Raw genomic sequence first — 26802 nt, 5'->3', positions numbered from 1 at the left:
AGGCCCTATCTTATTCAATCAAAAACAGCACCCGTTTGGGCGCTGTTTTTATCATCGATTATTATAACCATTTGGATGACTTTGAGTCCAATGCCAAGCAGTCTTAATTATATCTTGAACATTATCGTACTTAGGCTCCCAATGTAAAATATCACGAGCCTTACTAGAATCAGCAATTAAAATATCTGGATCCCCCGGTCGGCGAGGTCCCACTTTAGCTTCAATATCAACCCCAGTTGCTTGGCGAGCAGCTTCAACCATTTCCTTGACAGAAAAGCCAGTAGCTGAACCCAGATTAAACTGATTAGATGGCTGTCCATCAGCCAAATACTTTAAAGCTAAAATATGGGCATCAACTAGATCCAAAACATGGACATAATCACGAACATTAAAGCCATCTGGCGTTTGATAGTCATTACCAAACATCTCAATATATGGTCGCTGTCCGGCAGCAGCCTGTAGGATAATTGGTACTAAATGGGTTTCTGGATGATGGTCTTCACCAATGGTACCATCCTCAGCTGCCCCAGCTACGTTAAAATAACGCAAGGCGACCCATTTAATACCATCAGCCTGATCGGACCAATCCATGATTTTTTCCATCATTAACTTGGACTCCCCGTAGGGATTAATTGGTCGTTGAGGATCAGTTTCCTTAATGGGAATTTGAACCGGATTACCATAAGTGGCCGCGGTAGAAGAAAAGACAATTTGCTTGACATCATGTTCCTTCATAACTTCCAACAAGGTAATCATGCCACCAGTATTGTTATCAAAATATTTTAGTGGTTGTGCTACTGACTCAGGCACAATCGAAAAGGCTGCAAAATGCACCACTTGACTGATATTTTCTTGATTAAATACTTCACCCAATGCGGCTTTATCACGAATATCAACTTCATAAAACTTAGCCTTAGGATCAACAGCATCCCGATGGCCGGTAACCAAGGAATCAACTACGACTACTTCAGCGTTTTTTTCAACTAAACGCTTAACCATATGAGAACCAATGTAACCGGCTCCACCTAAAACTAGAACTGCCATTTTAGTACCTTCTTTTTAATTTTATTGATCAATGGATCGCCATTCAAATTCGGCTTCAGCACTGACGATATTATCCGTTTGAATACGATGCCTAGAGTAATTATCGCCCTTAACGACTTGAGATACCACTGTTTGATTCAAATGAACTTCATTTTCAAACTTTAAATTAATCCGTGTAACTTCATGGGTTTCCAGAAATTCTGCGCCCATCACATCTTCCATCCACTCGAAATATTTAGAATTATTAACATGCTGATTGGCATCAATATCTAAATAACGTACTCGATACATTTGCTCTTGCGCTGCTTCATCAGATTTAATTTTGCTTGGATTGGGAATTCGATTTAGTCGCTTAGCTGGTAAAGCCCCGTAAGGTTCAACTAAATCAAGAGGTAAACGAACCATATGGCGCTTTTCAATATCAATCAGCGCCCAAAGGGAATTAATGTTTACTAACTCCTCCCCCTGTTCATCTAAAATTTTAAAGGAACGTTGGGCAAAAAATGGATTGAAATGACCAACAGTTGTTTGCAATCGGATTAATTCATTAACTTGTGGCCGACGATGAACATGTAAATCATACTGTAATATTACCCAGCCCAAGCCACGCGCTTGCGTAGTTGCCTGTCCAATACTTAGTATATCGCCTTGTTTTTTAGAAGCTAGGACTGCTAAATTAACAATCATTGGTAGCGACAAACGACCGTGCCGGTCCGCCTCGTAATACTCAACACAGCGTTCAATTTCAAAGACACTCTCATCAACCATTACGATTCCTCCTCTAATTGATGATAAGCACGATAAACACTTTGACGTTCTAATTGGCGTTCTCGAGCAATTTGTTTAATAGCTGCATTGGGCTTTAATCCCTGAGCAACTAATTTTCCTACTGCCTCAACCACGGGCACCGCTTCTTCTGATTCAGTTACATCAGGAGCTGAATTACCCGCAATCATAATCACAAATTCACCCCGAACTGAATGGTTTTGCACCCAGTCCAAAATTTCACCAGCCGCTCCCCGTAAAAATTCCTCGTAGCGCTTGGTTAGTTCCCGTGCTACCACTAGGGATCGGTCTGGCCCTATGACTTTAACAAGATTGGATAAAGTAAAAATTAAACGGTGGGGAGCTTCATATAAAATAACCGTTTCCCGTCGTTCTTTTAATTCAGCTAATTCAGCCATCTGTTCATTTTTTTTACGAGATAAAAAACCATGAAAGTAAAACGGCTGTGGTACTAAACCACTGGCAATTAAAGCAACAATGCCCGCACTAGGACCCGGAAGAGGAACCACCGGAATATCGGCCTCAATCGCAGCCGCAACTAATTCCTTTCCAGGATCAGAAATTGAAGGCATCCCCGCATCGCTAACCTGACCAATTGATTGTCCATCTTGCAAAATACAAATCAGTTCTGGAATTTTATGTTGCCAATTATGTTCGTGGAAACTAGTTTGTTTAGTAGTAATTTCAAAATGGTTCAACAGTTGCTGCGTATGACGAGTATCCTCAGCTGCGATTAAATCGACCTCAGCTAAGGCAGATAAAGCCCGTTGACTAATATCTTGCAAATTCCCAATTGGGGTTGGAATGAGATACAAAGTGCCAGTTTGATGTTGTTCAAAACTTTTTTGTACTTGCATCATTTACTCCTAATTCTAAAGATAGGTCTAACGTTATTTTTTCCAAACGACTTTGCCAAGATAAATTGATTTTACGTAAATCATCATCCGCCAACACACCATCCCCAGCAGCCATGAGTTGCTCCAAGGTATATTGACGATGCAAACTAGTATAAAATCCTCGTAACTGTGGGAAAAATAAACGTTGATCATCGACCTGATTAAAAACAATCATATCGCGTGTTAACTGATGTAACCATTCTAACAATAAATTTTGTTGTTGTTTGTCAGCAGCTAGCGGTACCAGTTGCGTTTGTACTAGACTAAAAGCCGACAAATCACGTTGCATCGCTTTTTCAAACCATTTAAATAAAATCGGTTGAGCCTCACCAACCCATCCATCATCTAATCCAGTAGTTTGATTACCAAACTCTCCTCCATCGAAGGTAGTTAAGTGCACCACTTGAGCCCGAGAACGAATCGTTGGTAAAGCCTCCGCAACACTATCAGTTAATAACAAAATCAACTGCGGCCCTGCCGGTTCCTCAATAAATTTCAAAAGTGAATTAGCTGCACTGATGGTCATGGTCTGGACTTGATCAATAATAAAAATTTTACGTGAACTTTCCAAACCAGTGGTCATAAATTCTGGCATCAAGGCCCTAATTTGTCCCACCTTCAGGACATCACTCCCGGTCTCAGGTGTCACAGTAAAAATATCGGGGTGATCATTTTGTTCAATTCTATGGGCGTTTCTTTCTGTTGGCCCAGCAACCAGCCATGCCAATGAGCGAGCAAAAGCTAATTTAGTATGGTGCTTGTTACCAGCCAATAAGTATAGATGACTCAAATGATCATCAGCAATTATCTGTTCAAAATGAGCTAGCTGTTCTGGATAAGTTTTTTGCGTTAATTGAATAAAATTTGCTGCCATTAGAAACGATAAAAATCATCAATAGGCTGCGTAAAGACCGTGGCACCACCGACTTCAACCTCAACTGGATAAGAACCGGTATGGTCAGCATCCATACCTAATGGTGGCACCATAAACTGCTTACGCTTCTGTGAAACAGTCTTGATAATTTCCAAGACTTCAGTCACCCGTTCATCCTCAATTGCCATCATATAGGTAGTATTTCCCGAACGCAGAAAGCCACCAGTTGTGGATAAACGTGTCGCCCGAATATTAGCTTTGACAAAGGCATTGCTTAATTTAGTTGCATCCTTATCTTGAATAATTGCTGTTACCAATTTCATGATTTGACCTCCAAAATTTTGTTGAGTTCAACTTGAGCCGCTTGGATAACATGGTCCAGTGGCTGATTAGCATCTATTTTAACGATTCGGTCTGGAAAACGCTCTAACAAGTTTAGATAGGTTTTCCGAACTCGCTGATGAAAATCTAATTTTTCACGATCTAAACGATCAATTTTATTTTGCCGCTGTTGATTAATTCGTTCTAAGCCAATTTCGACGGGTAAATCTAAATACAGAGTTAAATCAGGTAAAACATGATTAATGGCAAATTCATTAAGAACTAAAACATCGTCAACGCCCAGCTGACGCCCCCCACCTTGATAAGCTAAAGAACTATCTATATAACGATCAGACAGGACAATTTCATTTCTAGCCAAGGCTGGCAAAATCGTTTCCACTAGATGTTGTCGACGAGCTGCTGCAAATAGCAAAGCTTCGGTACGAGCATCCATATTAACGGACGTGTCGGCTGCTAGCATATTGCGAATTCCTTCAGCAATTGGATTGCCACCTGGTTCTCTAGTAGTCAGTACTGATCGTTTTAGATTTTGTCTTAATTCAGGTGCTAGGGCATTAATCAAACTCGTTTTTCCAGCCCCTTCGGGTCCTTCAATTGAAATAAACACTGATTGATGTGTCACATTACTCTCCTTGGAACCACATATTTTGCATATCTTCAACCGTTTGACGGTGGCGAGCTTCGCGATAAACATAATTAAATTTAGCTCGTTTTAAAGCCGTTTGTGCCTCAATTAGATGGCCATTAACGCGACTATCTACCAGCGCAGTTTCCGATTCTTGGGCTAATAACAAGGATCGTTTTAAATAGCGAACCTGATAAAGTAAAATTTGGTCGTACTCATTTTTAATGTCAATTTTTTTATTTTTCTTAAACATTATAGTTCGTTACGCCCCTCCACAGCCTTAATTAGAGTTAGCTGATCCGCATAGTCGATATCAGATCCGACTGCCAGACCATGTGCTAATCGCGTAACTTTAATATTTGCCGGCTTCAGTAAACGCGCTATATACATGGCCGTTGCCTCGCCATCAGCATTAGCATTAGTCCCCACAATCACTTCTTGAATTTGATTATTACTGGATAAACGACGAATTAGACTTGGCAAGTTGATATCTTCTGGTCCCGTCCCCGCACTGGGGGAAATGACGCCATTTAACACATGATAGAGACCATGATATTCTCGAGTATTTTCCATCGCCATCACATCTCGTGAATTTTGAACCACTAAGACAGTTGACTGGTCACGACTCTTATCCTGACAAACCACACATGGATTCATATCCTTACTGGTGATATTGCCACAAATTTCGCAAAAAGCAACATCAGCTTTAACTGCTTGGAGGGATTTCGCAAAGGCCATTACATCATCTTCTTCCATACCTAGCGTGTAAAAAGCTAACCGAGTAGCTGTTTTGGGGCCAATGCCAGGTAGTTTAGTATAGCTATCTATTAATCTAGCAATCGGTTCTGGATACTGCATTAAGACGATCCTTTCCTGGGGTGGCTAACCACTTTAACTAAATTTTCACCAAAAAGATGTTGCGCTGCCTCAACAATGTCAGGAGTTTGCTTATCATTTTTAATGACTTCCGTAGCATTTTCGTGCTCATCAGTATTGATTTGGAGTGGCTCTAACTGATCAAAATGCTCGTGTGGTTCTTGACCTAGCTTTAATTTAGCCACATAATCACCACGATCCCTAGTCCACTGATCTTGACTAATTAACACTAACTTAATCGGAAAGTTATTTTGTTGGAAGATTGCTTGAACCTCACTTTGAAAATTACCATCGTGTAAAGCCTGTTCCAACAAGGCCGGGTACTCAAAGGCCAGCACAACCCCTTCACTACTGGCCGCTACCGGATTAGCCGTCTGTAACAAAGCTTGTATTTGGACTGGTAAAGTATCTTTCAGCTGTGACCAAGCCTGCTGAATCGTTGTTAACATTTTACGTTGGGCTCGCGCCAGCACCGCAAAAACAGCTGATTGGCCGGTATAAGTCACTGATTGACTGCTTGGTGTCACTGGTGTTGAAACTGATGACGTTGCTTCCGAAGTTACCATTGCCGAAATACTGGTTGCCTGACTGGGCTCTGAAATAGGTGAATCAACTGGAGTAGTCTGTGACTCAATAATTGATTCAGACTTTTTTACCACTATATCATTATCATTTGTGGCAACTGAGCCATTTTCACGAGCCTTGGATGGTGCAACCGATTTCCTAAGTTCTTGACGATTATCCTGATTTTTATTTTGCAACAAAACTAATTTAACGGTCAGCATCTCCAGATATACATCAGTCTGGAGGGACTGAGCAATTTGTTTTTGCATATCATCAATTGCTAGCATCATAGTTTGTAACTTATTTAAACTAAACAATTGGGCTAATTCTTGTAACTGTTGAATTGAAGTCGTGCTACGAACTAAGTCTGGGACAACATTACTCAGCATAATGTCCCGCAACAATCCCATCAAATCAGCTAAAAATCGATAGGCATCTTTACCATCGGCGATAATTGCGCTTAGCAATTCTAAAGCAATTGGCGTTTCTCGATGACCAATTGCTTGTAAATAATCGATTAATTGATTAACCGCAACGGTACCAGTTACTGTTCGAGCCGTTTCTACAGTCACTCGTTGCGGCTGATAAGCAATAACTTGATCCAAAATTGACAAAGCATCTCGCATACCACCCTCAGCAGCAGTAGCAATTAATCTAAGTCCCTCAAGATCATAGGCAACTTTTTGTTGGTCTAAAATTTTAGCCAACTGGTTTTGAATCGTTTGATCACTAATCCGCTTAAATTCAAAACGCTGAGTTCGCGATAAAATGGTCGCTGGCATTTTTTGTGGCTCAGTCGTTGCTAATATAAATTTAACGTTAGCCGGTGGCTCTTCTAAAGTTTTCAATAAAGCATTGAAAGCACCCGTTGATAACATATGCGCTTCATCAATAATGTAAACCTTATAGGGCGCTTTGATTGGTGCATAGTTAGCGCTATCGCGAATATTTCGGATTTCATCCACACCGTTATTAGAAGCCGCATCGATTTCAACAATATCAGGGATTTGACTATCATCAACGTTGGCCTCAATACCATTAATCTCGCGAGCAAATATTTTTGCTGCTGACGTTTTACCAGTTCCACGAGGCCCGCTAAATAAATAAGCATGTCCAGTTTGATTGGCTTCAATGGCATTTTGCAGGGTCTGGGTAATGACATCTTGCCCAACCATATCTTGAAATGTTCGTGGTCGATAAACACGATAAAGTGCTTGATAAGTCACAGTACTCCCCCTTACAAAAAAAGCTGCCAATTGGCAGCTTTTGCATATGTACACAAGCACAACGCTAATCATCCTTAGAGCTGCTACATTCCTGTCCTGACTCGGTTCGGAAGCCAACGCTTGCTCGCACAATAATTATATCGAATTTTAAAAGTGATGGCAACCAGAGTTATTAAGGATTAGTTATTTTTCACGCTGAGCTACTTTACGAGTCTTCTGCCTAAGACGAATGGCTTGGAAAAATTGCTGTAATAACTGCCCGCTTTCTTGGGCCATAACCTCGGTGTGCACATCAACACGATGGTTTAAACGTGAATCCTCCAATAGGTGATGTAAAGAACGTACGGCGCCACCCTTAGGATCATCAGCACCATAATACACCTGGGGTATTCGGGCATTAACAATGGCTCCCGCACACATGACACAAGGCTCTAGAGTTACAAATAAGGTAGTATTTTCTAACCGAAAAGAGTCCAAAGTTTCATTTGCTGCTTCAATAGCTAATAACTCAGCATGGGCAGTTGCTTTTTGATCAATTTCTCGATGATTATACCCACGGGCTATAATTTGACCATTCTGAACGATTACGGCACCAATTGGTACTTCACCAATCGACTCAGCTTTTCGAGCTTCAGCCAAAGCCTCTTTCATAAAATAATTGATTTCTTCAGTCGTTAAAACCGGATCAATCCGCATTAATACTCTCCAAAACGTAGTAACCCTTACTTTTACCAATTACCTTAACATTGCCAAAAGCCGCAGCCATATTTTTCTGAGCTGAAGGAGCTCCCTGCTTTTTTTGCAATACAGCAATTAACTTGCCGTGCTTAATCAAATGACTTTTAGCCTCTGTTAACATGGACGTCACAACCGTTTTACCAGCCCGAATTGGTGGGTTAACTAAAATTGCTGCATATTTTTGGTCAATTTGCTGATAAATATCCGATTGGAAAATATGAACTAACTCAGACACCCCATTTCGCTGAGCATTCTGTTCTGCTAAAGATAACGCCCGTTGATTGATATCAACTAAATCCACTTCGCGTTGCCAGGCCTTAGCCATTGCAATACCCACGGGTCCATAACCGGTGCCCAAATCTAAAATTTTTCCTATTGGCAATTGCTGGGAATCGACTGCTTCTAACATGGTGCGACTACCAAAGTCAATCGTTCTTTTAGAAAAAACACCCGCATCGGTAACAAAGTGTAATTCCTGTCCCAAAAGCTGAAAATCAAACTCGTGCATTTCATGTTGCGCTGTTGGCTGTGCTGTAAAATATTGTTCCCCACCCGTTACCTGTGTCATGGAGATACCTTCTTTCCTATGTACAAAAAAAGAGCACCGTAGCACTCTTTCTTTAGAAGAATTACTTCAAAGTAACTGAAGCACCAGTTGCTTCCAAAGCTTCCTTCAATTCGTTAGCTTCGTCTTCTGAAAGACCTTCCTTAATAACTGATGGTGCACCATCAACAAGGTCCTTAGCTTCCTTCAAGCCCAATCCAGTTGCTTCACGAACAGCCTTGATGACCTTAACCTTAGCAGTACCTGCTGAAGTCAATTCAACATCAAATGAGCTCTTAGCAGCAGCACCGCCATCAGCAGCACCTGCAGCTGCAACTGGAGCTGCAGCAGAAACGTCAAATTCTTCTTCGATGGCTGATACCAAATCAGCCAAATCCAAGATGGTTGCATCCTTCAATGATGCGATAATCGCGTCTTTATCAAAAGCCATGATTAAATTCCTCCAAATATTATTCTTTTTACTAGTTTGTTATTGTTCAGCTGCTGTTCCTTCGGACTCAGCTTCCTTCTTTTCTTGCAATGCCTTAACAGCATAAGCAAAGGTACGGATTGGATACTGGAACTCGGCCATCAACTGCCCCAGCAAACCATCGTGAGATGGCAATGAAGCATATTTGTTGATGTCTTCCAAATTGGCAATGTTACCATCAACAACACCACCCTTGATTTCAAGGCTGGCGTTTTCATCAGCAAACTTCTTCAAGATACGGGCAGGTGCCACAGCATCATCGTTTGAAAAAGCAACAGCAGATGGGCCAGCAAACAAATCATTTAGTTCAGGGTAACCAGCTTTTTCAGCGGCACGAACCAAAATTTTGTTCTTGATAACCTCTAAGGTAACACCTTCTTGACGTAGTTGGTGACGCAAATCAGTTGATTCAGCCACAGTCAAACCACGTGCATCAACAACCACAGCTGAAGTAGCGACGTTAAACTGCTCAACTACTTCTTCAACCTTCTTGGCCTTAAGTGCAATCGTTTGTTCACTCATTGTGATTAATTCTCCTTCCTTTGAATTTTTTGCAAAAGAAATCCCGCACGCCAAGAAGACATGCGGGTAAAGTTAAAAATCAACTTCCTCGGCAGGAGATTAAGGTGCAAGCACCACCTGAGTCTTAGGCAAAATAGGTTCTATTACTTTTTAAATTCTAACAATTAATAATTAATCTGTCAATTAGAGACTAGCAACATCAACTGTCACAGCAGGACTCATAGTTGATGAAAGTGCTACGTTTTGGACATATGTTCCCTTAACAGCAGCAGGACGAGACTTCAAAACAGTGTTAGCAATAGTCTTAATGTTTTCAGCTAACTTTTGGTCATCAAAAGATACACGACCAACAGTAACAGAAACGTTTCCATCACGATCAGTACGGTATGTTACTTGACCGCCCTTGGCATCAGACACGGCCTTAGTAACGTCCATCGTTACTGTACCAGTCTTAGGGTTAGGCATCAAACCTTTAGGCCCCAAAGCACGACCAACACGACCAACCTGAGCCATCATGTCTGGTGTAGCAACGGCAACATCAAAGTCCAACCAACCGTCTTGGATACGTTGAACCAAATCAGCAGCACCAACAACGTCAGCGCCGGCAGCTTCGGCTTCCTTCGCCTTATCACCTTGAGCAAACACAACAACAGTCTTGTCCTTACCACTTCCATTAGGAAGCACCACGGCACCACGCAACTGTTGGTCAGCTTGACGAGTATCAACGTTCAAGTTGAAAACTAATTCAACGGAACCATCGAACTTAGCATAGCTAACATCCTTCATCAAAGCAATCGCATCGTCAAGGCTGTATGTCTTTTCGGCATCAACCTTGGCAGCAGCTTCTAAATACTTCTTACCATGTTTTTGTGTCATTATTCTGCGTCCTCCTTGATTGCTGTACCATCAACAGTCAAGTCAACACCATCAACAGTAACACCCATTGAGCGTGCTGTTCCTTCAATCATCCGCATTGCAGCAGTGATATCATTGGCGTTCAAATCATCCATCTTGTTTTCAGCAATGGCACGGATTTGGTCAAGAGTAACGTTACCAGCCTTCTTGGTGTTAGGCTCACCAGAACCCTTACCAACAATCTTACGCAACTGGTCAGCTGCTGGTGGAGTCTTAGTAACGAATTCAAATGAACGGTCATCAAAGACAGAAATTTCAACCGGAATCATTGAGCCCGCTTGATCAGCTGTACGCGCGTTAAATTCCTTTGTGAATTGCGCGATGTTAATACCGGCCTGTCCAAGAGCTGGACCAACTGGTGGAGCTGGTGTTGCTTTGGCAGCGGCAATTTGTAGCTTAACTACATTTACGACTTTTTTAGCCACGATTATTTCCTCCTCGTGTTGTGGTAAAGCGCAGCTTCAGTGCTGCTTCCACACATGTCTTTGACATGCCTATTTAGTATACCAAATAAAAAGGATAATTACCAAGTAATTATCCTTTTTATTTTTTAATTTAGAGTGGTATCAACATCATTAAAAGTTAATTCGGTTGGTGTTTCACGACCAAAGACTTCAACTGTAGCTTCAAGAGTTTGTTTTTCAGGGTCAATTGCTGTAACAACCCCTTCCATTCCATTAAATGGACCTGTGATGATTTTAACCGTTTGACCAACCTCAGCGTCTAGGTCAACAACTTCTTTGGTAACCATCCCCATTCGACGCATTAATAAATCGACTTCTTCAGGCAATAAAGAGTTAGGCTTTGAACCAGCTCCATGCGATCCCAAGAAACCAGTTACACCTGGCGTGTTTCGAACAACATACCAAGCTTCATCCGTCATATTACCATCTTGAGGAGTAGCCATTTCAACTAAAACATATCCAGGAAAATCATTTTCAACAGTGGTTTTAACTTCACCATCCTGTACAGTTGAAACTTCTTGCTCTGGTACTAAAATACGGAAAATTTGTTCCGTCATACCCATTGTCTGTGTTCGTGACTCTAAATTGGCCTTAACTTTATGCTCATAACCCGAATAAGTATGAACAACAAACCATGCTTTTTCCATTTCTTCTGCCATATTATTAAGATGCTCCAGGCACCATAACCTCCTAAATGTAAAATAAAAAAGAGCTCCAAGAGCTCTTTGCGCTACTAGTAGTATACTACAGATACTTTTAGTGTGCTAGCAACAAGTTAACCAACTGCTGTAAAATCCAATCTGAACTACCGACCACAATTGCAAAGAAAGCAGACACAGCTAAAACAGCAATCGTTTCTTTACTAGTTTGTTCGCCAGTTAACCAGGTCACTTTGTGCATTTCAGCGGCAACATTTTTAAAATATGTAATCATAAGATTTTTTACCTTTACTTTGTTTGCTGATGAATCGTGTGCTTTCCACAATGGGGACAAAACTTTTTGACAGTCAGTCTTTCAGTACGATCTTTGGACAAAACCACTGTATAATTACGCGAACCGCAAACTGTGCAGGCTAAAGAGCCCTTTGAACTTGGCATACTAACGCCCTCCACTTTGCCCTCAATTCTAACACCTGCAGCCTTGCAGTTCAAATCATAGCTTGAATTGCTCGTTTAAAACGATACTGCATTTGGTCAAAACTACGTCTGTTAACCTCAGTTTCCTGATAAGATTGAGCCCCAACTAGCTGACGAACAACTTTACAAAAATCCTCAGTCTGGGCAAAACTAACGTTTGAAAGAGCTTCCTTCAACAGGGAAATCTGTTCGGGATTATGGGTATCAGTCCCTTTTTCTAAACCTTCTAATTCGGCTTGATCCTGGCTATACAAGGCCCGTTCGAATTGATTTTTAGCCGTATAGTGGCTACGAATTAAATCGGTTGCTCGATTTTGTAAAGCAGAGGCATAATATGTTGAAAATTTAGCTCGATTGCGTTCCAAGTTATAACGCTTAATACAACGTAATAAGACCTCTAACGCATCTGAATACCAGTCATCCGGACTAACCCGGGCACTAATTTTCTGGTGATGCACTTGGTAAATTAATCCTTTCAAACGACTAATCAATACCGGATAAGCACAATCATGTCCTTTTTTAGCAGCATACACAACCGCTCGTAATTCATCTTTCATCACTTTCCCCAACAGGCACCATTCGGTGTTTATAGTGGGTGTCGTGAATTATATCCTTGATACACTAATAAACTAGTAGCCACACTGGCATTTAAACTCTGCACATGTCCAACCATCGGAATCGTTAACATACCGTCCATTTTCTTCTTGAGAAGGGGAGAAATACCTTTTCCTTCATTACCAATCACTAATGCTACTGCACCAGTAGCATCCCACTGACGGTAATCTTGGCCAGCCATGTCAGTTCCAAAAATCCATAAACCACGTTTCTTAAGGTCATCAACCAGATTAACTAAATTACCAACCCGAACGACTGGTACATGTTCAATAGCTCCCGTGGAAGTTTTAGCCACGGTTGCTGTAAGTTGGACGGCCCGCCGTTTAGGAATAATGACACCATGGACACCGGCCGCATCTGCTGTTCTTAAAATTGATCCCAAATTATGAGGATCTTCAATTTCATCTAAAATTAAGAAAAAAGGATCTTCATGACGTTGGGCTGCTTTGGCAAACAAATCATCAAGTTGCGCATACTCAAAAGCTGCTAGGCTCAGTAAAACTCCTTGATGGTTGCCACCATCAGATAGTTCATCTAACTTACTTTTGGGCACCTGTTGTACGATTAATTGCCGTTTCTTAGCTAATTTGCGAACTTGTTGAGCCAAAGCTGGATTTAATCCTGTTTGCAGCCAGACCTTGTTAATGGCCTGATCACCCTGTAATGCGGCAATACTGGCATGATGTCCAAAGATAAAATCAATTGACGTTACTTTACTCATAGCTAGCCTCCCCAGTTTCAACCTGAATATAAATCCATTCCATCAACTCTTGCAAACGGTCTGACTGGTTAGATAAATATAAGTAACCAAACATGGCTTCAATTCCAGTTGAAATCCGATAGGAAACCACATCAGTGTTTTTAGCCTTGGTATGTGATTTCGCGTTACGACCGCGCTTAAAATATAGTAACTCTTGATCTTGAAGAATCTGTTGTTGGTCCATTAATTGGTATAAGGCAGCATGAGCCTTGGCAGAAACATAATGACGACTATGGCGTTGTAAGTCGTTAACCTTAGTCAGGCCTAGTCCCAAAAGATGTTTTCGTACTGCTAGTTCATAGATTGCATCGCCAATATAAGCCAATGACAACCCGTTCATTTGTTCGTAATCTAAATTTTGCATGTCTTTAATTATACGCATTCTTCAATTAATTGCGTAACAAGTTATTAGTTTCCTTAAATGAACAAGTATCACTTTAAATTATTTTCACAAGATTGATAATGGTTTTGGCATGGACAACCACTTTTGAGCATAGTTAACCTTTATTTATTAAAATTTTAGCTTTGAACCAATAATAAAATGGTACAAAACAATAGCCTAAGTAAATAGCAAGTACCATTTGAAAGGACACACTCATTAAACGAACATCTGACCAATACAATCGAAAAATTATAAATAATATACCGGCACAAATTAATTCTTGAAACCACTTGAACCAAGTCGCCACTTGATATTGGTAATCAGGCATTTGACTGGGAAATCGCCGGTAACGTAACTGCGTTTCAATTGGTGTAAATAGCCAAATAATGTATAGCGCCATTGTGATTTGACGGCCATCTAAGCGATTTTGGTTCCAGTAGCTCAACGGTTTCAGGTAGAAATAGGTTTCTATTAAAAGTACCGTAATTAATGGAAATAACGATATCAACCAAGCCTGCCATGGTTTTAGGCCCTTGATCCAAGCTATCCAATTTATTTTGGCTACTTCTCTCATAACCAGTTCCTCCAAATTATCCAAAGACAGTGTTATTTGTATTTTTTATTAATCACTCGGGCTAATAACCACCGGTGTAACCACATGGCAACAAAGCCAATGATGGTTGCAATAACTATCTTAGATGATATATCAGCCAAATACTGTGGGCGCCATATAAACAGTGAAACAACAAAAAATGCACCGCTAAAGAGCAAAGCCTGACCCCACTGATACCATGTCGTCACCTGATATTGAAATCGAGGTTTATTATACGGAAAAGCACGATGGGCTAGTTGTTCCCCCGCTGGTGAAAAACTCCAGAAAAAATAAATAACCAGTACAATCTGTTTCCAATCAAATTGTTGATAATTACCACTATTACCTTGAAACATTATCAATAATACAAACACTAGAAAAGCAACTGAAAGTGCTAAAGCCTGCCGCCGTTTTAATTTTTTAATCCATCCAATCCAATGAATGGTTACTATCTCATCCATCTTCTCCACCTCTTTTTCTTAAGTCTACTCTCCCCTAAAAAGAAGAGCAATAAAAAAATACCAGCTTTCGCTGGTATTTTCGAATTTATTGATTAGAATCCATTGATTGCGCAACATCATCCAAACTAGGAATAGCCTCAAAACCTTCTTCCTCCGGGTTGGCAACAACTTCGCCAATCACCTTTGGCTTGATACGACGGTACTCAGACATACCAGTTCCGGCTGGAATAATCTTTCCAATAATAACGTTTTCCTTAAGTCCAACTAACGGATCGTTCTTTCCACGGATAGCTGCATCCGTCAAGACACGAGTAGTTTCCTGGAAGGAAGCCGCAGACAAGAATGAATTAGTTTCCAAGGCAGCCTTAGTGATTCCCAACAAGACTGGACGAGCTGTAGCAGGTACTTTACCAGCAAATAAAGCTGGTTCGTTGGCCCGCTTAAAGTCAGCAATATCCATCAAAGTACCTGGAAGCAAATCAGTTTGACCAGGATCCATGATGCGAATCTTACGCAACATTTGTCGAATCATAACTTCGATATGCTTATCAGAAACTTCAATTCCCTGCAAACGGTAAACTTTTTGAATTTCTGACAACATATAGGACTCAGTTGTCAAAGTATCAGTTACAGCAAGCAATTCCTTAGGATCAATTGGTCCTTCGTTGATTGCTTCACCACGCTTGATTTGGTCACCTTCACCAAAGCGCATCCGAGCAGTCAATGGCAAAGTATAGGTACGAGTATCCGTTTCCCCTTCGATTGTGACTGCCTTAGTACGTTCAGCAGGATTTTCTTCAATTGTGGTAATTTGTCCGGTAACTTCTGAAATTTCAGCACGTCCCTTAGGAATTCGTGCTTCAACAATTTCTTGCACACGAGGCAAACCTTGCGTGATATCATTTCCACCGGCAACACCACCCGTGTGGAAGTTACGCATAGTTAGCTGAGTACCAGGTTCTCCGATTGACTGAGCAGCAACTGTTCCAACTGCCTCTCCAACTTCAACCTCTTCACCAGTAGCCAAGTTACGGCCATAATCAAGAACTGAAACACCGTGTTCAGTCGTTGAAGTAAAGACAGAACGAATTGTTACTTCTTCGATACCGGCATTCACAATATGACGCGCTGCATCTTCATGAATCATCTCGTTACGAGCAACAATTTTTTCACCAGTTTCTGGATCAAAAACAGACTTCATGGCATAACGACCAACAATTCGATCATACAAAGGCTCAACAACTGAATTACCATCCATGATAGCGCGTACAGCAACCCCACGATCAGATTCGTTATCAAACTCACGCACAATAACATCTTGAGCCACATCAACCAAGCGACGAGTCAGGTAGCCTGAGTTAGCTGTCTTTAAGGCTGTATCAGACATTCCCTTACGAGCACCGTGAGTTGAGATAAACATTTCCATAACAGTCAAACCATCACGGAAGTTAGATGTAACTGGCAATTCAATAATTTTACCACCAGGTCCAGCCATCAAACCACGCATTCCAGCTAACTGAACGAAGTTAGAAATGTTACCACGAGCACCAGAATCCTGCATCATAAAGATTGGATTAGTTGGATCAAAACTAGCAATCAATTCGTCTTGAATGATGTCCTTAGCCTTACTCCAAATATCAATGACACGCTGGTAACGCTCAGCATCGGTAATCAAACCACGACGGAACTGCTTAGTTACTGTCGCAACTTGGTTATGGGCATCCTCTAAAATCTGTGGCTTATCGGCTAGTTCGGTAACATCCGTCATAGCCACAGTCAAACCAGACTTAGTTGAAATATCATAGCCCAAGTCCTTCATCCGGTCCAACAATAGTGAGGTTTCAGTCACCTTATAACGCTTATATACCTCAGCGATAATATCAGACAAGAAGCCTTTCCTAAATGGTGCTACAATTTCACGATCCTTGAGATATTCATGAATATCTTCCCCTGGCTCCATGAAGAAGTCATTAGAGATACCCTTAAAGTTATCATCTGAAGGTTCGTTAATATATGGAAAATCACTTGGCAAAATTTCGTTAAAGAGTAACTTACCAACTGCAGTTACCATCACCTTACCACGTTGTTCTTCAGTAAATGGCTTGTCAGCTGGGAATGATGACGTTTGAATTCCTACACGAGTATGGTAATGAACAATCTTATTTTCATAGGCAAGGCGAGCTTCGTCCACCGAGCTAAAGATCATTCCCTCACCTTCACGACCAGCTTCTTCAGTCGTTAGGTAGTAGTTTCCAATAACCATATCCTGTGATGGGGCCACGATTGGCTTCCCATCCTTAGGAGCCAAAATGTGTCCGGCCGCCAACATGAGCAAACGGGCTTCCGCTTGGGCTTCATCAGACAAAGGCACGTGAATAGCCATCTGATCACCATCGAAATCGGCGTTATAGGCCTCGGTAACCAATGGGTGTAAGCGCATTGCCTTACCAGAAACCAAGACTGGTTCGAAGGCCTGAATTCCCAAACGGTGAAGAGTAGGTGCTCGGTTTAGCAAAACTGGATGTTCCTTGATAACATCTTCTAAGACATCCATCACATCTTCATCAGCGCGATCAATTTTACGCTTAGCCGACTTCACATTGCCAGCGAGCTTCCGCTTCGTCAGTTCCTTCATGATGAAAGGACGGAACAATTCAATCGCCATTGGTCGAGGAAGTCCCATTTGGTTCATCTTCAAGAATGGTCCTACATCAATAACTGAACGACCAGAATAATCAACACGCTTACCTAGCAAGTTTTGACGGAAACGTCCTTGCTTTCCCTTTAACATATGTGAAAGGGACTTCAATGGACGGTTTCCAGGTCCAGCAACTGGACGGCCACGACGACCATTATCCATCAAGGCATCAACGGCTTCTTGCAACATTCGCTTTTCGTTTTGAACGATGATACCAGGAGCATTCAAATCAAACAAACGCTTCAAACGGTTATTTCGGTTAATTACTCGACGGTACAAGTCATTCAAATCAGAAGTGGCAAAACGGCCACCCTCCAGTTGAACCATTGGCCGTAAGTCAGGTGGAATAACTGGAATAACTTCCATGACCATCCACTCCGGCTTATTATCAGAGTGCAAGAAGGCCTCAATAATGTCCAGACGGCGAACCGCACGCACACGCTTTTGACCAGTGGCTTCTTGTAATTCCTTTTTCAAGGCATCGGCTTCACCAGCCAAATCAACATCGGCCAAAAGCTCTTTAATTGCTTCGGCTCCCATACCAGCTTTGAACTTAGCACCGTATTCTTTTTTAAGATCACGGTATTCACGTTCAGTTAGAAGACGCTTCTTTTCTACGGGAGCATCCCCAGGATCAACGACTACGTATGAGGCAAAGTAGATAATTTCTTCCAAAGAACGCGGACTCATGTCCAAAACAAGTCCCATTCGAGAAGGAATACCCTTGAAGTACCAAATATGCGTAACTGGCGCTGCTAGTTCAATGTGTCCCATGCGTTCACGACGAACTTTAGAAGAAGTAACTTCAACACCACAGCGATCACAAACAATCCCCTTATAACGGATCCGCTTGTACTTACCACAGGCACACTCATAATCCTTGGTTGGGCCAAAGATTCGCTCATCAAAGAGCCCATCTTTTTCAGGCTTAAGTGTTCGATAGTTAATGGTTTCAGGCTTTTTAACCTCACCATGGGACCAATCATGAATCTGATCCGGTGAAGCCAAACCGATTTGCATACTTTCGAACTTATTTACATCGATTGCCATCTATTGGGTACCTTTCTTTAATTATTGTTGATCATCATCAGTTAAAGGAGCGGGTTGGTCACTAGCAACTTTTGTAAAGGCTGCCTGAACCTCTTCATCTTCCTTGTTTAATAGCTCTGGATTACTCCGAGCCAACTTTTCTAACGCATCAACTGGCAAAACAGAATCATCTTCATCCATTTGCTTTAATTCAACTGCTGATCCTTCTTGATCAAGCACACGCATATCCAAACCAAGAGCTTGCAATTCCTTGACTAACACTCGGAATGACTCTGGTACACCTGGGCGTGGAATTGGCTCACCCTTAATAATTGATTCATAAACCTTAACACGACCAGCAACATCATCTGACTTGTAAGTCAAAATTTCTTGCAATGTGTAGGCGGCACCGTAGGCTTCCAAAGCCCAAACTTCCATCTCACCGAAACGCTGTCCACCAAACTGAGCTTTACCACCCAAAGGCTGTTGCGTAACAAGTGAGTAAGGTCCAATTGAACGAGCGTGAATCTTATCGTCAACCATGTGGGCCAACTTCATATAGTGCATAACTCCCACGGCAACACGCTTATCAAAGGCTTCTCCAGTCCGGCCGTCATAAACAACTGACTTTCCATCAGCTGGCAAACCAGCTTCTTGCAAAGCTTCTTCGATTTCATCATCGCTGGCACCATCAAAGACTGGTGAAGCAACGTGGATGCCTAACTTCTTAGCAGCAAATCCTAAGTGAAGTTCCAAAACTTGCCCAATATTCATACGAGAAGGCACACCCATCGGTGACAATAGAATGTCAATTGGTGTTCCATCAGGCATGTATGGCATATCTTCTTCTGGCACAACCACAGAAACAGTTCCCTTGTTTCCGTGACGGCCGGCCATCTTATCACCAACTTGAATCTTACGCTTTTGGGCAATGTAAACTCGAACCATCATGTTGACACCTGGTGCCAATTCATCTCCATTTTCAGGAGTATAAATCCGAACGCTTTGAACAACACCACCACCGCCATGCGGTACATGAAGGGAAGTATCACGAACTTCACGAGCCTTTTCACCGAAGATTGCGTGCAACAATCGTTCTTCAGCAGATAAATCAGTGACACCCTTTGGCGTTACCTTACCCACCAAAATGTCACCATCGTGTACTTCAGCTCCGACGCGGATAATACCATTTTCATCCAAGTCTTTAAGCTGTTCTTCACCAGTATTAGGAATTTCACGAGTAATTTCTTCCGGTCCTAATTTGGTATCACGCGCCTCTGAATCATATTCTTCGATGTGAATTGACGTATAAACATCTTCACGAACTAGGCGTTCATTCAAGATGATGGCATCTTCGAAGTTATATCCTTGCCAAGTCATAAAGGCGATTAATGGGTTTTGACCTAAGGCTAATTCACCTAATTCCATAGAAGGTCCATCAGCCAATACTTGATCAGCTTCAATTTGTTCGCCGGCTTTAACAATTGGTTTTTGGTTATAGTTCTTACCACCATTGGAGCGGCGGAATTTCATTAATTCATAAGTATCTAGTTGACCATCTTCACGACGAACACGAATTTGACGGGCATCGACGTACTCAACTTCACCATCCGCTTTAGCAATCAAAGCAGCACCAGAATCGTGAGCTGCCTTATATTCAACACCAGTTCCCACGATTGGAGCATGTGGATCAAGCAAAGGAACGGCCTGACGCTGCATGTTGGCACCCATCAAGGCCCGGTTAGAATCATCGTTTTCCAAGAAAGGAATAACAGCGGTACCAACCGAAACAACCTGCTTAGGCGAAACATCGACATAATCGATCTTTTCAACTGGCGTTTCGATGTTTTCTTCACCAAAACGAGCCATGGCAGTTGAATGCACGAAACTACCATCGTCTTCCAATTCTGTATTAGCTTGGGCCACGATGTAGTTATCTTCTTCATCAGCAGTTAGGTAGTCAATTCGGTCAGTAACCTTATGAGTACCCCAATCAACACGACGGTATGGTGTCTCAATGAAACCATACTTATTAATGCGACCGTAAGTTGCCAAAGAGTTGATTAGTCCAATGTTAGGACCTTCAGGCGTTTCAATCGGGTCAATTCGGCCATAGTGCGTATAGTGAACATCTCGAACTTCAACTCCAGCTCGGTCACGAGTCAAACCACCAGGTCCTAAGGCTGACAAACGGCGTTTGTGGTTCATTTCACCCAATGGATTCGTCTGATCCATAAACTGTGACAGCTGTGAAGAACCAAAGAATTCCTTAACGGCAGCCACAACCGGACGAATATTAATTAATTGTTGTGGTGTTACCGTGCTGGCATCTTGAATTGACATACGTTCGCGAACAACACGCTCCATACGAGTCAAACCAATACGGAATTGATTTTGTAGCAATTCACCAACTGAACGAATTCGACGGTTACCCAAATGATCAATATCATCGACTTGTCCAACACCCTCTTGTAGGTTCAAGAAGTAGTTAATACCAGCCAAAATATCAGCTGGACGAACAGTGTGATCATCTTCTGGAATATGACCATTCCCAATCAAAAGCAAAGTCTTTTCTGGGTTTTCAGGAGATTCAATTTTAATCTTTTGCAAAACAACTGGGTCCTGCAAGACAGCATCCCCGCTTGGTGTATAAGTGACTGTTTTAAAGTCTTCACGATCCAAATAAGGAGCTAACTTCGACATCAGCGTCTTATCAACTAGAGTACCCTTTTCGGCAATGATTTCCCCCGAATCAGGATCAGCCAAAGTTTCGGCCAAAGTTTCGTTTAATAGGCGAGTCTTCAATGATAACTTCTTGTTAATCTTATAACGACCAACTGGTGCCAAATCATAACGCTTAGGATCAAAGAAGCGAGCAACTAACAAAGCACGCGATGAATCAGCTGTTTTAGGTTCACCGGGACGTAGTCGCTCATAAATATCCTTCAAGGCCTCTTCAACACGGGAATCAGACATGTTTTTGTGTACGTCTTTTTCCAAAGTCATGTTCAAAGCGTCATAATGGTCAGAGAAGATGTCAACGATATCTGAATCAGAACCAAAACCTAGGGCCCGTACCAATTCAGTCATCAAAAGCTTACGAGTTCGGTCAATACGAACATTAGCGATTCCCTTCGCATCAGTTTCGTATTCCAACCAAGCACCACGATTTGGAATTACAGTAGTACCATAGTGTGGACGACCATTTTTATCAGTTTCTTGATTATAATAAATTCCTGGTGAACGCACTAACTGAGAAACGATTACTCGCTCTGCTCCGTTAATAATGAAAGTTCCCTGTTCAGTCATCAATGGAAAATCGCCAAAGAAAACATCTTGAGACTTAATTTCACCAGTTTCATGGTTAGTTAAACGCAAAGTTACGTGCAATGGGGCTGAATAATTGGCATCGTGTTCACGTGCTTCATCAATGTTGTACTTCGGCTCCATTAACTTATAATCAACGTACTCTAATGAAAGATTTCCTTGGAAATCATCAATAGGCATAATGTCGTTAAACATTTCCTTGATTCCTTCATCTAGGAACCACTGGTAAGAAGCTAATTGCACCTCAATCAAGTTAGGTATATCCAGCACTTCTTTAATGCTAGCATACGACCGACGGGTACGATTTTTACCATACTTTACTAAATGTCCTGCCACACTTGTCACCTCATTTATTTTTTGCCGTGTTGTAATATTACATTTTGATTACAAAATAACTTTTTCGCCTATTTTAAAAGGCTCAAAGACACAAAAAAAGCAATCGTCGCTCTTTCCGAAGCTCACGTTTGCCTTCAATATAATGGGATTACGGACAATAGATCGTAAAACCCGTATTTATTCACGGTGTTACTTCTGTAATCATACTCGAAAACTCTTACAAATACAAGCCTTTTAGCGAGCTACCCCATATAATATTAAATTAAGTAATTGCTGAATTTGTTCTTTACGACTCTGCTGAGGTTTTAAAGAATGAAAGGTCGAAAACAGTGGTGCCAAACTCGTAATGTAAAACGAACTAGCAGTATGGGCATCGACATTTTCATGTAATTTCACCGCCCCGCTGGCAAAGAAAGCCTCAATCGGTGCCACGTAGTTCCGTCCAAAGGTCATCCCCAAAACACGCTGATTATCAGCCGACAAAGAAGGAAAGCTTCCATGAATAAGTGTGAAAACATCACGTGGGTGGCGGGTTAAAATAGCATGAGTCATATCAACGAGTTGATCAACCGGATCGGAATAAGTTTGATCTAAAACTGCCCACATTTCACGGCCAATTTGACTACCAACGGCACGAATTACTTCTACAAACAGCGTCTCCTTGTCACCAAAATAATGATAAAGAGCTGGCTGACTGATATCTAAAATTTTAGCAATTTGACGAGTTGAAGTCTGATCATAACCGTTACTCAGAAAAAGATCAGTTGCTGCCCCTAAAATTCGATCGCGGGTCTCCTCGTGTAAAACCGTCATATTGATACCCCCTTACTATCTGTTTTATTTTAAATTTATATAAAAAAGAATGGTTAGAACCATTCTTAAATTATACTACATTAATCCAAGTCCACATCTTTTAACTTAATTACTTTGGAATGCTTAATCAGCTTATAACCAACGTAAGGAATAATAAAGAGTGGTACTGACAAATAGGTTATGGCGATTTTTTCAAAATCAAAGCTAGTAAAACTTTGAGGATCTTGACCAATGATAACCCCAATTGAAACAACAAAGGCAAAAATTGGCCCAAACGGGAACCACTTAGCACGATACTTTAACTTGTTTAAATTACGACCTTGCGCAACATAAGCGCGGCGGAAACGAAAATGAGAGACAGCAATCCCAACCCAGGCAATAAAGCCAGTCAAACCAGAAGCATTAACCAACCAAGTATAGGCGACTGACCCCCCTTTTAAATTAGACAAGAACGCGAACAACCCAACCATTGAAGTTAGTACCAAAGCCGCAACTGGTACGCCTCGTGTAGAAAGCTTAGCAAAAATTTTAGGTGCCTCCCCTTTATGGGCTAGAGAATACAGCATCCGAGTTGAGGCATAAGAACCGGAGTTAGCCGCTGAAATAATAGAAGTTAGAATAACCGCATTCATCAAACTGGCTGCAAAAGCAATCCCAGCATTTTCAAAGACAATCGTAAAGGGTGAAACTGAGATATTCTGAGCTGAAGCACTCAGCAAATCTGGATTTTTATAATACACTAAGGCACTAATCACAAAAATTGAGCAGATATAAAACAGTAGAATTCGCCAGAATACTTGATGAATGGCCTTAGGAACAGCTTTACTTGGATCTTTAGCCTCTCCAGCCGTAATACCAATCAATTCTGTCCCTTGAAAAGAAAACCCAGCTACGACAAAGACAGAAAGAACCGATTGCCAGCCACCAACGAATCCATGATTCCCCGCCGAAAGGTTTTTGATTACGTTAACGTCGGAGTGAATAATTCCAAAAATGGTCATAACCCCGACAATCAAGAAGGCTACAATCGTCACGACTTTAACCATGGACAACCAATACTCAGCCTCACCAAAAACACCCACTGAAAATAGATTAATCAAAAAAACCAACAGAAGCGCTACGGCTGAAAAAATCCAAGATGGCACATTCGGGAACCAGAACTGTGAAACCAAACCAACAGCCACAATATCAACCGCTAGAGTAATGGCCCAATTAAACCAGTAATTCCACCCTAGGGCAAAACCTAAAGCTGGATCGACATACTTACTGGCATAATCAGCAAAAGAACCAGACGTTGGTGAATAAGTAGCCATCTCACCTAAACTAGTCATCAAAAAGTAAACCATAATACCAATCGCAATGTAGGCGACAATCGCGCCCATTGGTCCAGCTTGGGCAATACTGGCACCAGAAGCGACAAATAATCCAGTTCCAATCGAACCACCCAAGGCAATCATTGATACATGACGGGTTTTTAAATTACGTTTAATACCATTATTTTCGTCTGCCATTTTATCCTCTCCAATAAAAAAGCTCCCTTTCCATAATGAAAGAGAGCCTTGGCGGTATATTCGCCAAAAGTGTCAAAGCGCATCGCAAATCACGACAGTCTGATGACTCTTAATCATCAGCCCAAGTAACTACCTACCAAGTGAGCTACCTTCGGCAACCGCCCCTTTCATTAAGCTTCTAAGCCGTGGTTGGCTCTGCTTAATTACTAATGTTGGTCGCAACCTCTCTGTATATCGGTTTTATACTACCACATCCTACAAGCCACCGTCAATTTGTAATACCCGTTGCCAGTGCTTAGCAAAATGGCCATATAACCAACTCATTATTTGCCACCAAGTATAAGCCAGTAATACAGCAGCCAAGGCACCTGATAACTGAGCTTGCCCTTGATTAATTTGTGACAAAAGTTGGAATACAAAAAATAATATCAACATAGCGTGGAAAAGATGATAGGTAATTGGTCGGTGACAAAGCGGTCGAATAAATAAATGGTAAATGGATAACCAATAATACAACCACAGTGTTAAAAGTAAGTCTGGAAAATTACCTTCAATTTCGAAGCCACGATTCCAACTCAAATCAACCAATAAAAACCAAAATAGATTAATCACTACTAAAAACAGTAAGCTAATGATCCAAAAGTTAGCAGCTAAATGGTAGCGTTGATATCTCAATAAAATAAATAAAATTACTATAGCTAAAGCTATTACCCACCAATGGTTTAAAAAGGTCCCAAAATGGAATAGTAGAGTCAATTTTCGCTGTAAACTAACCTGTACAACGAAAGACGTAACACTGTCAAAAGCACGCACATCTAAAACCTGAAAGCGGACTGCCACTGATAAAATCACAAAGACAATCCCCGCCATTAAACATCTCAGTCCATAGCCATCTTTTGTTGAAAACAACATTTTCATTGCCTACCCCTCAAAGGTTTTTATTTAGATTATTCTAGCATGAAACCCACGGAGGTCAAAAGCGTTTTAGAGATGGAACTTAGTAACTTTTAAAAGCTACTTTCAAACGAATTTATGTCATAATGGAACTTAAATATAATGAAAGTTACAGGAAAAGTACCATGGGAGAACAACAACCAATGTCTCGGGTTAAAAAGCAAGCCATTAATAAATCTCTGCCCAAACATTGGCCTTGGTTTAAAATAATTTTACTAATTTTTCTACTACTATTTGTGTTTTTTTTCCACTCTACAATTCATCAACTCCATGGGATCGTTGCTAAAACTTATGAATCCTCGAATATTAAGCATCAGCGTTCGTTATCAACTCTTCTCAAAAAGAAACAACCCGTTAACATTTTGCTTATGGGAACTGATACAGGAGAACTAGGCCGCACTGATCGTGGCCGGACCGATTCAATTATGCTTCTGACCCTGAATCCCCAAAAGGAACAAGTCACTTTAATTTCCATTCCACGTGATATCATGATTTCCATTGTAGGCTATGAAAAATATTTCCCACAGAAATTAAATGCGGCCTATGCCTTTGGTTCAACTGGCGCTACAATCAAAACAATGGAAGCCTATCTAAATGTACCTATCGATGGTTACGCTTTGGTTAATATGGGCGGTTTAGAAAAAATGGTCAACAATGTTGGTGGCATTAAAATTAAATCCCCGTTGAGTTTTCGATACAGCCAAGAAACCGCTCACGATCACGGACCTAACTTATATCGCTTTCACAAAGATAGTAGTAACTATGAACACTCTGATGACGATGGCAAGACATGGTCAGCTACTCGGACTAGTTTAACAGGTGACGCCGCCCTTGCCTTTTCTCGTATGCGCTATGATGATCCTAATGGTGATTATGGTCGCCAGCAACGCCAGCGTATTGTTCTAGAGGCTTTATTAAAACAAGCAACGCGTCCTAATGTTGTCTTTAACCAAAAAATGATGGATAGCCTCAGCCAAAGCATCCGCACTGATATTACCTTTAATCAGCTCCTATACCTGCTCCAAGGCTATGGTACGACTAAAAATAATATTCAAACCGAACACATGCAAGGAAAAACTGATGCTTTTCAAAGTGGCGACACCATGGTTAATTATGAAAAAGTCCCTGAAAGCGAAAAAGAACGGATTACTAACGTGATTCGCAAACAATTGAATCTCAGTCCTGCCGAAACCGGGACCACTTACGGTGGGCAGCTACCCAGTCAACAACCCAAAACAATGGTAACAAGTAAAAAGAAATCCTGATTAAAACAGGATTTCTT

29 protein-coding genes, 1 other RNA gene, 1 riboswitch and 1 other annotated feature are annotated in these 26802 nt (G+C 41.3%); of the genes, 1 reads left to right on the top strand and 29 read right to left on the bottom strand.

All coding sequences use genetic code 11. The annotated features are described in order from the left end of the window. Positions 1-51: 51 nt before the first annotated feature. The 29 genes from galE to M4974_RS01740 form a co-directional block, all read right to left on the bottom strand. A complete protein-coding gene (gene galE / locus M4974_RS01880; protein ID WP_248705822.1) occupies positions 52-1044 on the bottom strand; it encodes a UDP-glucose 4-epimerase GalE in 993 nt (330 codons plus the stop codon). A gap of 21 nt (positions 1045-1065) precedes the next feature. Next, positions 1066-1812: an acyl-[acyl-carrier-protein] thioesterase gene (locus M4974_RS01875; RefSeq protein WP_248705821.1), complete on the bottom strand. Its 747-nt coding sequence runs from the start codon at positions 1810-1812 to the stop codon at positions 1066-1068. Continuing rightward, the gene (rsmI, locus tag M4974_RS01870; RefSeq protein WP_248705820.1) at positions 1812-2687 is read right to left on the bottom strand and encodes a 16S rRNA (cytidine(1402)-2'-O)-methyltransferase; all 876 of its coding nucleotides are present in this window, start codon (positions 2685-2687) and stop codon (positions 1812-1814) included. Before rsmI ends, M4974_RS01875 begins: the two co-directional genes overlap by 1 nt. Further along, entirely contained in the window at positions 2665-3600 is a 936-nt protein-coding gene (locus M4974_RS01865) for a DNA polymerase III subunit delta (RefSeq protein ID WP_248715726.1), read from the bottom strand. The genes rsmI and M4974_RS01865 overlap by 23 nt, the downstream gene beginning before the upstream one ends. After that, positions 3600-3923, bottom strand: a complete 324-nt coding sequence (locus M4974_RS01860) for a cyclic-di-AMP receptor (RefSeq protein WP_248705818.1) — start codon at positions 3921-3923, stop codon at positions 3600-3602. Before M4974_RS01860 ends, M4974_RS01865 begins: the two co-directional genes overlap by 1 nt. Further along, positions 3920-4564, bottom strand: coding sequence for a dTMP kinase (gene tmk, locus M4974_RS01855; protein WP_248705817.1), 645 nt, complete (start codon positions 4562-4564; stop codon positions 3920-3922). Before tmk ends, M4974_RS01860 begins: the two co-directional genes overlap by 4 nt. A gap of 1 nt (position 4565) precedes the next feature. Next, positions 4566-4820 (bottom strand): DUF2508 family protein, encoded by a 255-nt coding sequence (locus M4974_RS01850; protein WP_248705816.1) that lies wholly within the window; start codon positions 4818-4820, stop codon positions 4566-4568. Beyond that, complete coding sequence (gene recR, locus M4974_RS01845) at positions 4820-5425, bottom strand: recombination mediator RecR (RefSeq protein WP_248705815.1); 606 nt, start codon at positions 5423-5425, stop codon at positions 4820-4822. Before recR ends, M4974_RS01850 begins: the two co-directional genes overlap by 1 nt. Beyond that, positions 5425-7233 (bottom strand): DNA polymerase III subunit gamma/tau, encoded by a 1809-nt coding sequence (gene dnaX / locus M4974_RS01840; RefSeq protein WP_248715725.1) that lies wholly within the window; start codon positions 7231-7233, stop codon positions 5425-5427. Before dnaX ends, recR begins: the two co-directional genes overlap by 1 nt. A gap of 39 nt (positions 7234-7272) precedes the next feature. Beyond that, an RNA gene (gene ffs, locus M4974_RS01835) (signal recognition particle sRNA small type) lies at positions 7273-7370 on the bottom strand. Between the two features lie 46 nt (positions 7371-7416). Beyond that, complete coding sequence (tadA, locus tag M4974_RS01830) at positions 7417-7929, bottom strand: tRNA adenosine(34) deaminase TadA (RefSeq protein ID WP_248705813.1); 513 nt, start codon at positions 7927-7929, stop codon at positions 7417-7419. Then, the gene (locus tag M4974_RS01825) at positions 7919-8539 is read right to left on the bottom strand and encodes a class I SAM-dependent methyltransferase (protein ID WP_248715724.1); all 621 of its coding nucleotides are present in this window, start codon (positions 8537-8539) and stop codon (positions 7919-7921) included. The genes tadA and M4974_RS01825 overlap by 11 nt, the downstream gene beginning before the upstream one ends. Positions 8540-8600: 61 nt before the next feature. Then, positions 8601-8966: a 50S ribosomal protein L7/L12 gene (gene rplL, locus M4974_RS01820; protein WP_089938949.1), complete on the bottom strand. Its 366-nt coding sequence runs from the start codon at positions 8964-8966 to the stop codon at positions 8601-8603. Between the two features lie 39 nt (positions 8967-9005). Beyond that, positions 9006-9527 (bottom strand): 50S ribosomal protein L10, encoded by a 522-nt coding sequence (rplJ, locus tag M4974_RS01815; protein WP_248705811.1) that lies wholly within the window; start codon positions 9525-9527, stop codon positions 9006-9008. A gap of 27 nt (positions 9528-9554) precedes the next feature. Further along, positions 9555-9674 (bottom strand) — a sequence feature (ribosomal protein L10 leader region). A gap of 36 nt (positions 9675-9710) precedes the next feature. Beyond that, entirely contained in the window at positions 9711-10403 is a 693-nt protein-coding gene (rplA, locus tag M4974_RS01810) for a 50S ribosomal protein L1 (RefSeq protein WP_089938954.1), read from the bottom strand. Continuing rightward, positions 10403-10867 carry a 50S ribosomal protein L11 gene (gene rplK, locus M4974_RS01805; RefSeq protein WP_089938955.1) on the bottom strand — a complete coding sequence of 155 codons (465 nt, stop codon included), beginning with the start codon at positions 10865-10867 and terminating at the stop codon, positions 10403-10405. The genes rplA and rplK overlap by 1 nt, the downstream gene beginning before the upstream one ends. 125 nt (positions 10868-10992) lie before the next feature. After that, positions 10993-11565, bottom strand: a complete 573-nt coding sequence (nusG, locus tag M4974_RS01800; RefSeq protein ID WP_248705810.1) for a transcription termination/antitermination protein NusG — start codon at positions 11563-11565, stop codon at positions 10993-10995. A gap of 97 nt (positions 11566-11662) precedes the next feature. Continuing rightward, positions 11663-11839: a preprotein translocase subunit SecE gene (gene secE, locus M4974_RS01795; protein ID WP_248705809.1), complete on the bottom strand. Its 177-nt coding sequence runs from the start codon at positions 11837-11839 to the stop codon at positions 11663-11665. 14 nt (positions 11840-11853) lie between these two features. Beyond that, positions 11854-12003, bottom strand: a complete 150-nt coding sequence (gene rpmG / locus M4974_RS01790) for a 50S ribosomal protein L33 (protein ID WP_089938962.1) — start codon at positions 12001-12003, stop codon at positions 11854-11856. 50 nt (positions 12004-12053) lie between these two features. Further along, a complete protein-coding gene (locus M4974_RS01785; protein ID WP_248705808.1) occupies positions 12054-12599 on the bottom strand; it encodes a sigma-70 RNA polymerase sigma factor region 4 domain-containing protein in 546 nt (181 codons plus the stop codon). Between the two features lie 29 nt (positions 12600-12628). Beyond that, complete coding sequence (gene rlmB / locus M4974_RS01780; RefSeq protein WP_248705807.1) at positions 12629-13378, bottom strand: 23S rRNA (guanosine(2251)-2'-O)-methyltransferase RlmB; 750 nt, start codon at positions 13376-13378, stop codon at positions 12629-12631. Then, positions 13371-13781, bottom strand: coding sequence for a Mini-ribonuclease 3 (locus M4974_RS01775; RefSeq protein ID WP_305883112.1), 411 nt, complete (start codon positions 13779-13781; stop codon positions 13371-13373). Before M4974_RS01775 ends, rlmB begins: the two co-directional genes overlap by 8 nt. Before the next feature lie 133 nt (positions 13782-13914). After that, complete coding sequence (locus tag M4974_RS01770; RefSeq protein ID WP_248705805.1) at positions 13915-14373, bottom strand: hypothetical protein; 459 nt, start codon at positions 14371-14373, stop codon at positions 13915-13917. 32 nt (positions 14374-14405) lie between these two features. Beyond that, positions 14406-14852, bottom strand: coding sequence for a hypothetical protein (locus M4974_RS01765; protein ID WP_248705804.1), 447 nt, complete (start codon positions 14850-14852; stop codon positions 14406-14408). An 85-nt stretch (positions 14853-14937) separates the two neighbouring features. After that, positions 14938-18600, bottom strand: coding sequence for a DNA-directed RNA polymerase subunit beta' (rpoC, locus tag M4974_RS01760; RefSeq protein ID WP_248705803.1), 3663 nt, complete (start codon positions 18598-18600; stop codon positions 14938-14940). Between the two features lie 21 nt (positions 18601-18621). After that, complete coding sequence (rpoB, locus tag M4974_RS01755; protein ID WP_248705802.1) at positions 18622-22242, bottom strand: DNA-directed RNA polymerase subunit beta; 3621 nt, start codon at positions 22240-22242, stop codon at positions 18622-18624. Positions 22243-22476: 234 nt separating this feature from the next. Continuing rightward, positions 22477-23055 (bottom strand): TetR/AcrR family transcriptional regulator, encoded by a 579-nt coding sequence (locus M4974_RS01750; protein WP_248705801.1) that lies wholly within the window; start codon positions 23053-23055, stop codon positions 22477-22479. Positions 23056-23135: 80 nt separating this feature from the next. Continuing rightward, a complete protein-coding gene (locus M4974_RS01745; protein WP_248705800.1) occupies positions 23136-24566 on the bottom strand; it encodes an amino acid permease in 1431 nt (476 codons plus the stop codon). A gap of 67 nt (positions 24567-24633) precedes the next feature. Further along, a riboswitch (Lysine riboswitch) is annotated at positions 24634-24802 on the bottom strand. A 19-nt stretch (positions 24803-24821) separates the two neighbouring features. After that, entirely contained in the window at positions 24822-25484 is a 663-nt protein-coding gene (locus tag M4974_RS01740) for a hypothetical protein (RefSeq protein ID WP_248705799.1), read from the bottom strand. Between the two features lie 161 nt (positions 25485-25645). On the opposite strand from M4974_RS01740, the gene M4974_RS01735 reads away from it, so the two are divergent. Next, on the top strand, positions 25646-26785 hold the full coding sequence (locus M4974_RS01735) for an LCP family protein (protein ID WP_248705798.1): 1140 nt from the start codon (positions 25646-25648) through the stop codon (positions 26783-26785). Positions 26786-26802 lie beyond the last annotated feature (17 nt).

This window comes from Convivina praedatoris (assembly GCF_933208495.1).
Taxonomy (GTDB): Bacteria; Bacillota; Bacilli; order Lactobacillales; family Lactobacillaceae; genus Convivina; species Convivina praedatoris.
Note: the sequence above shows the minus strand (reverse complement) of the source record. Positions and strands in the feature narration are given on the sequence as shown.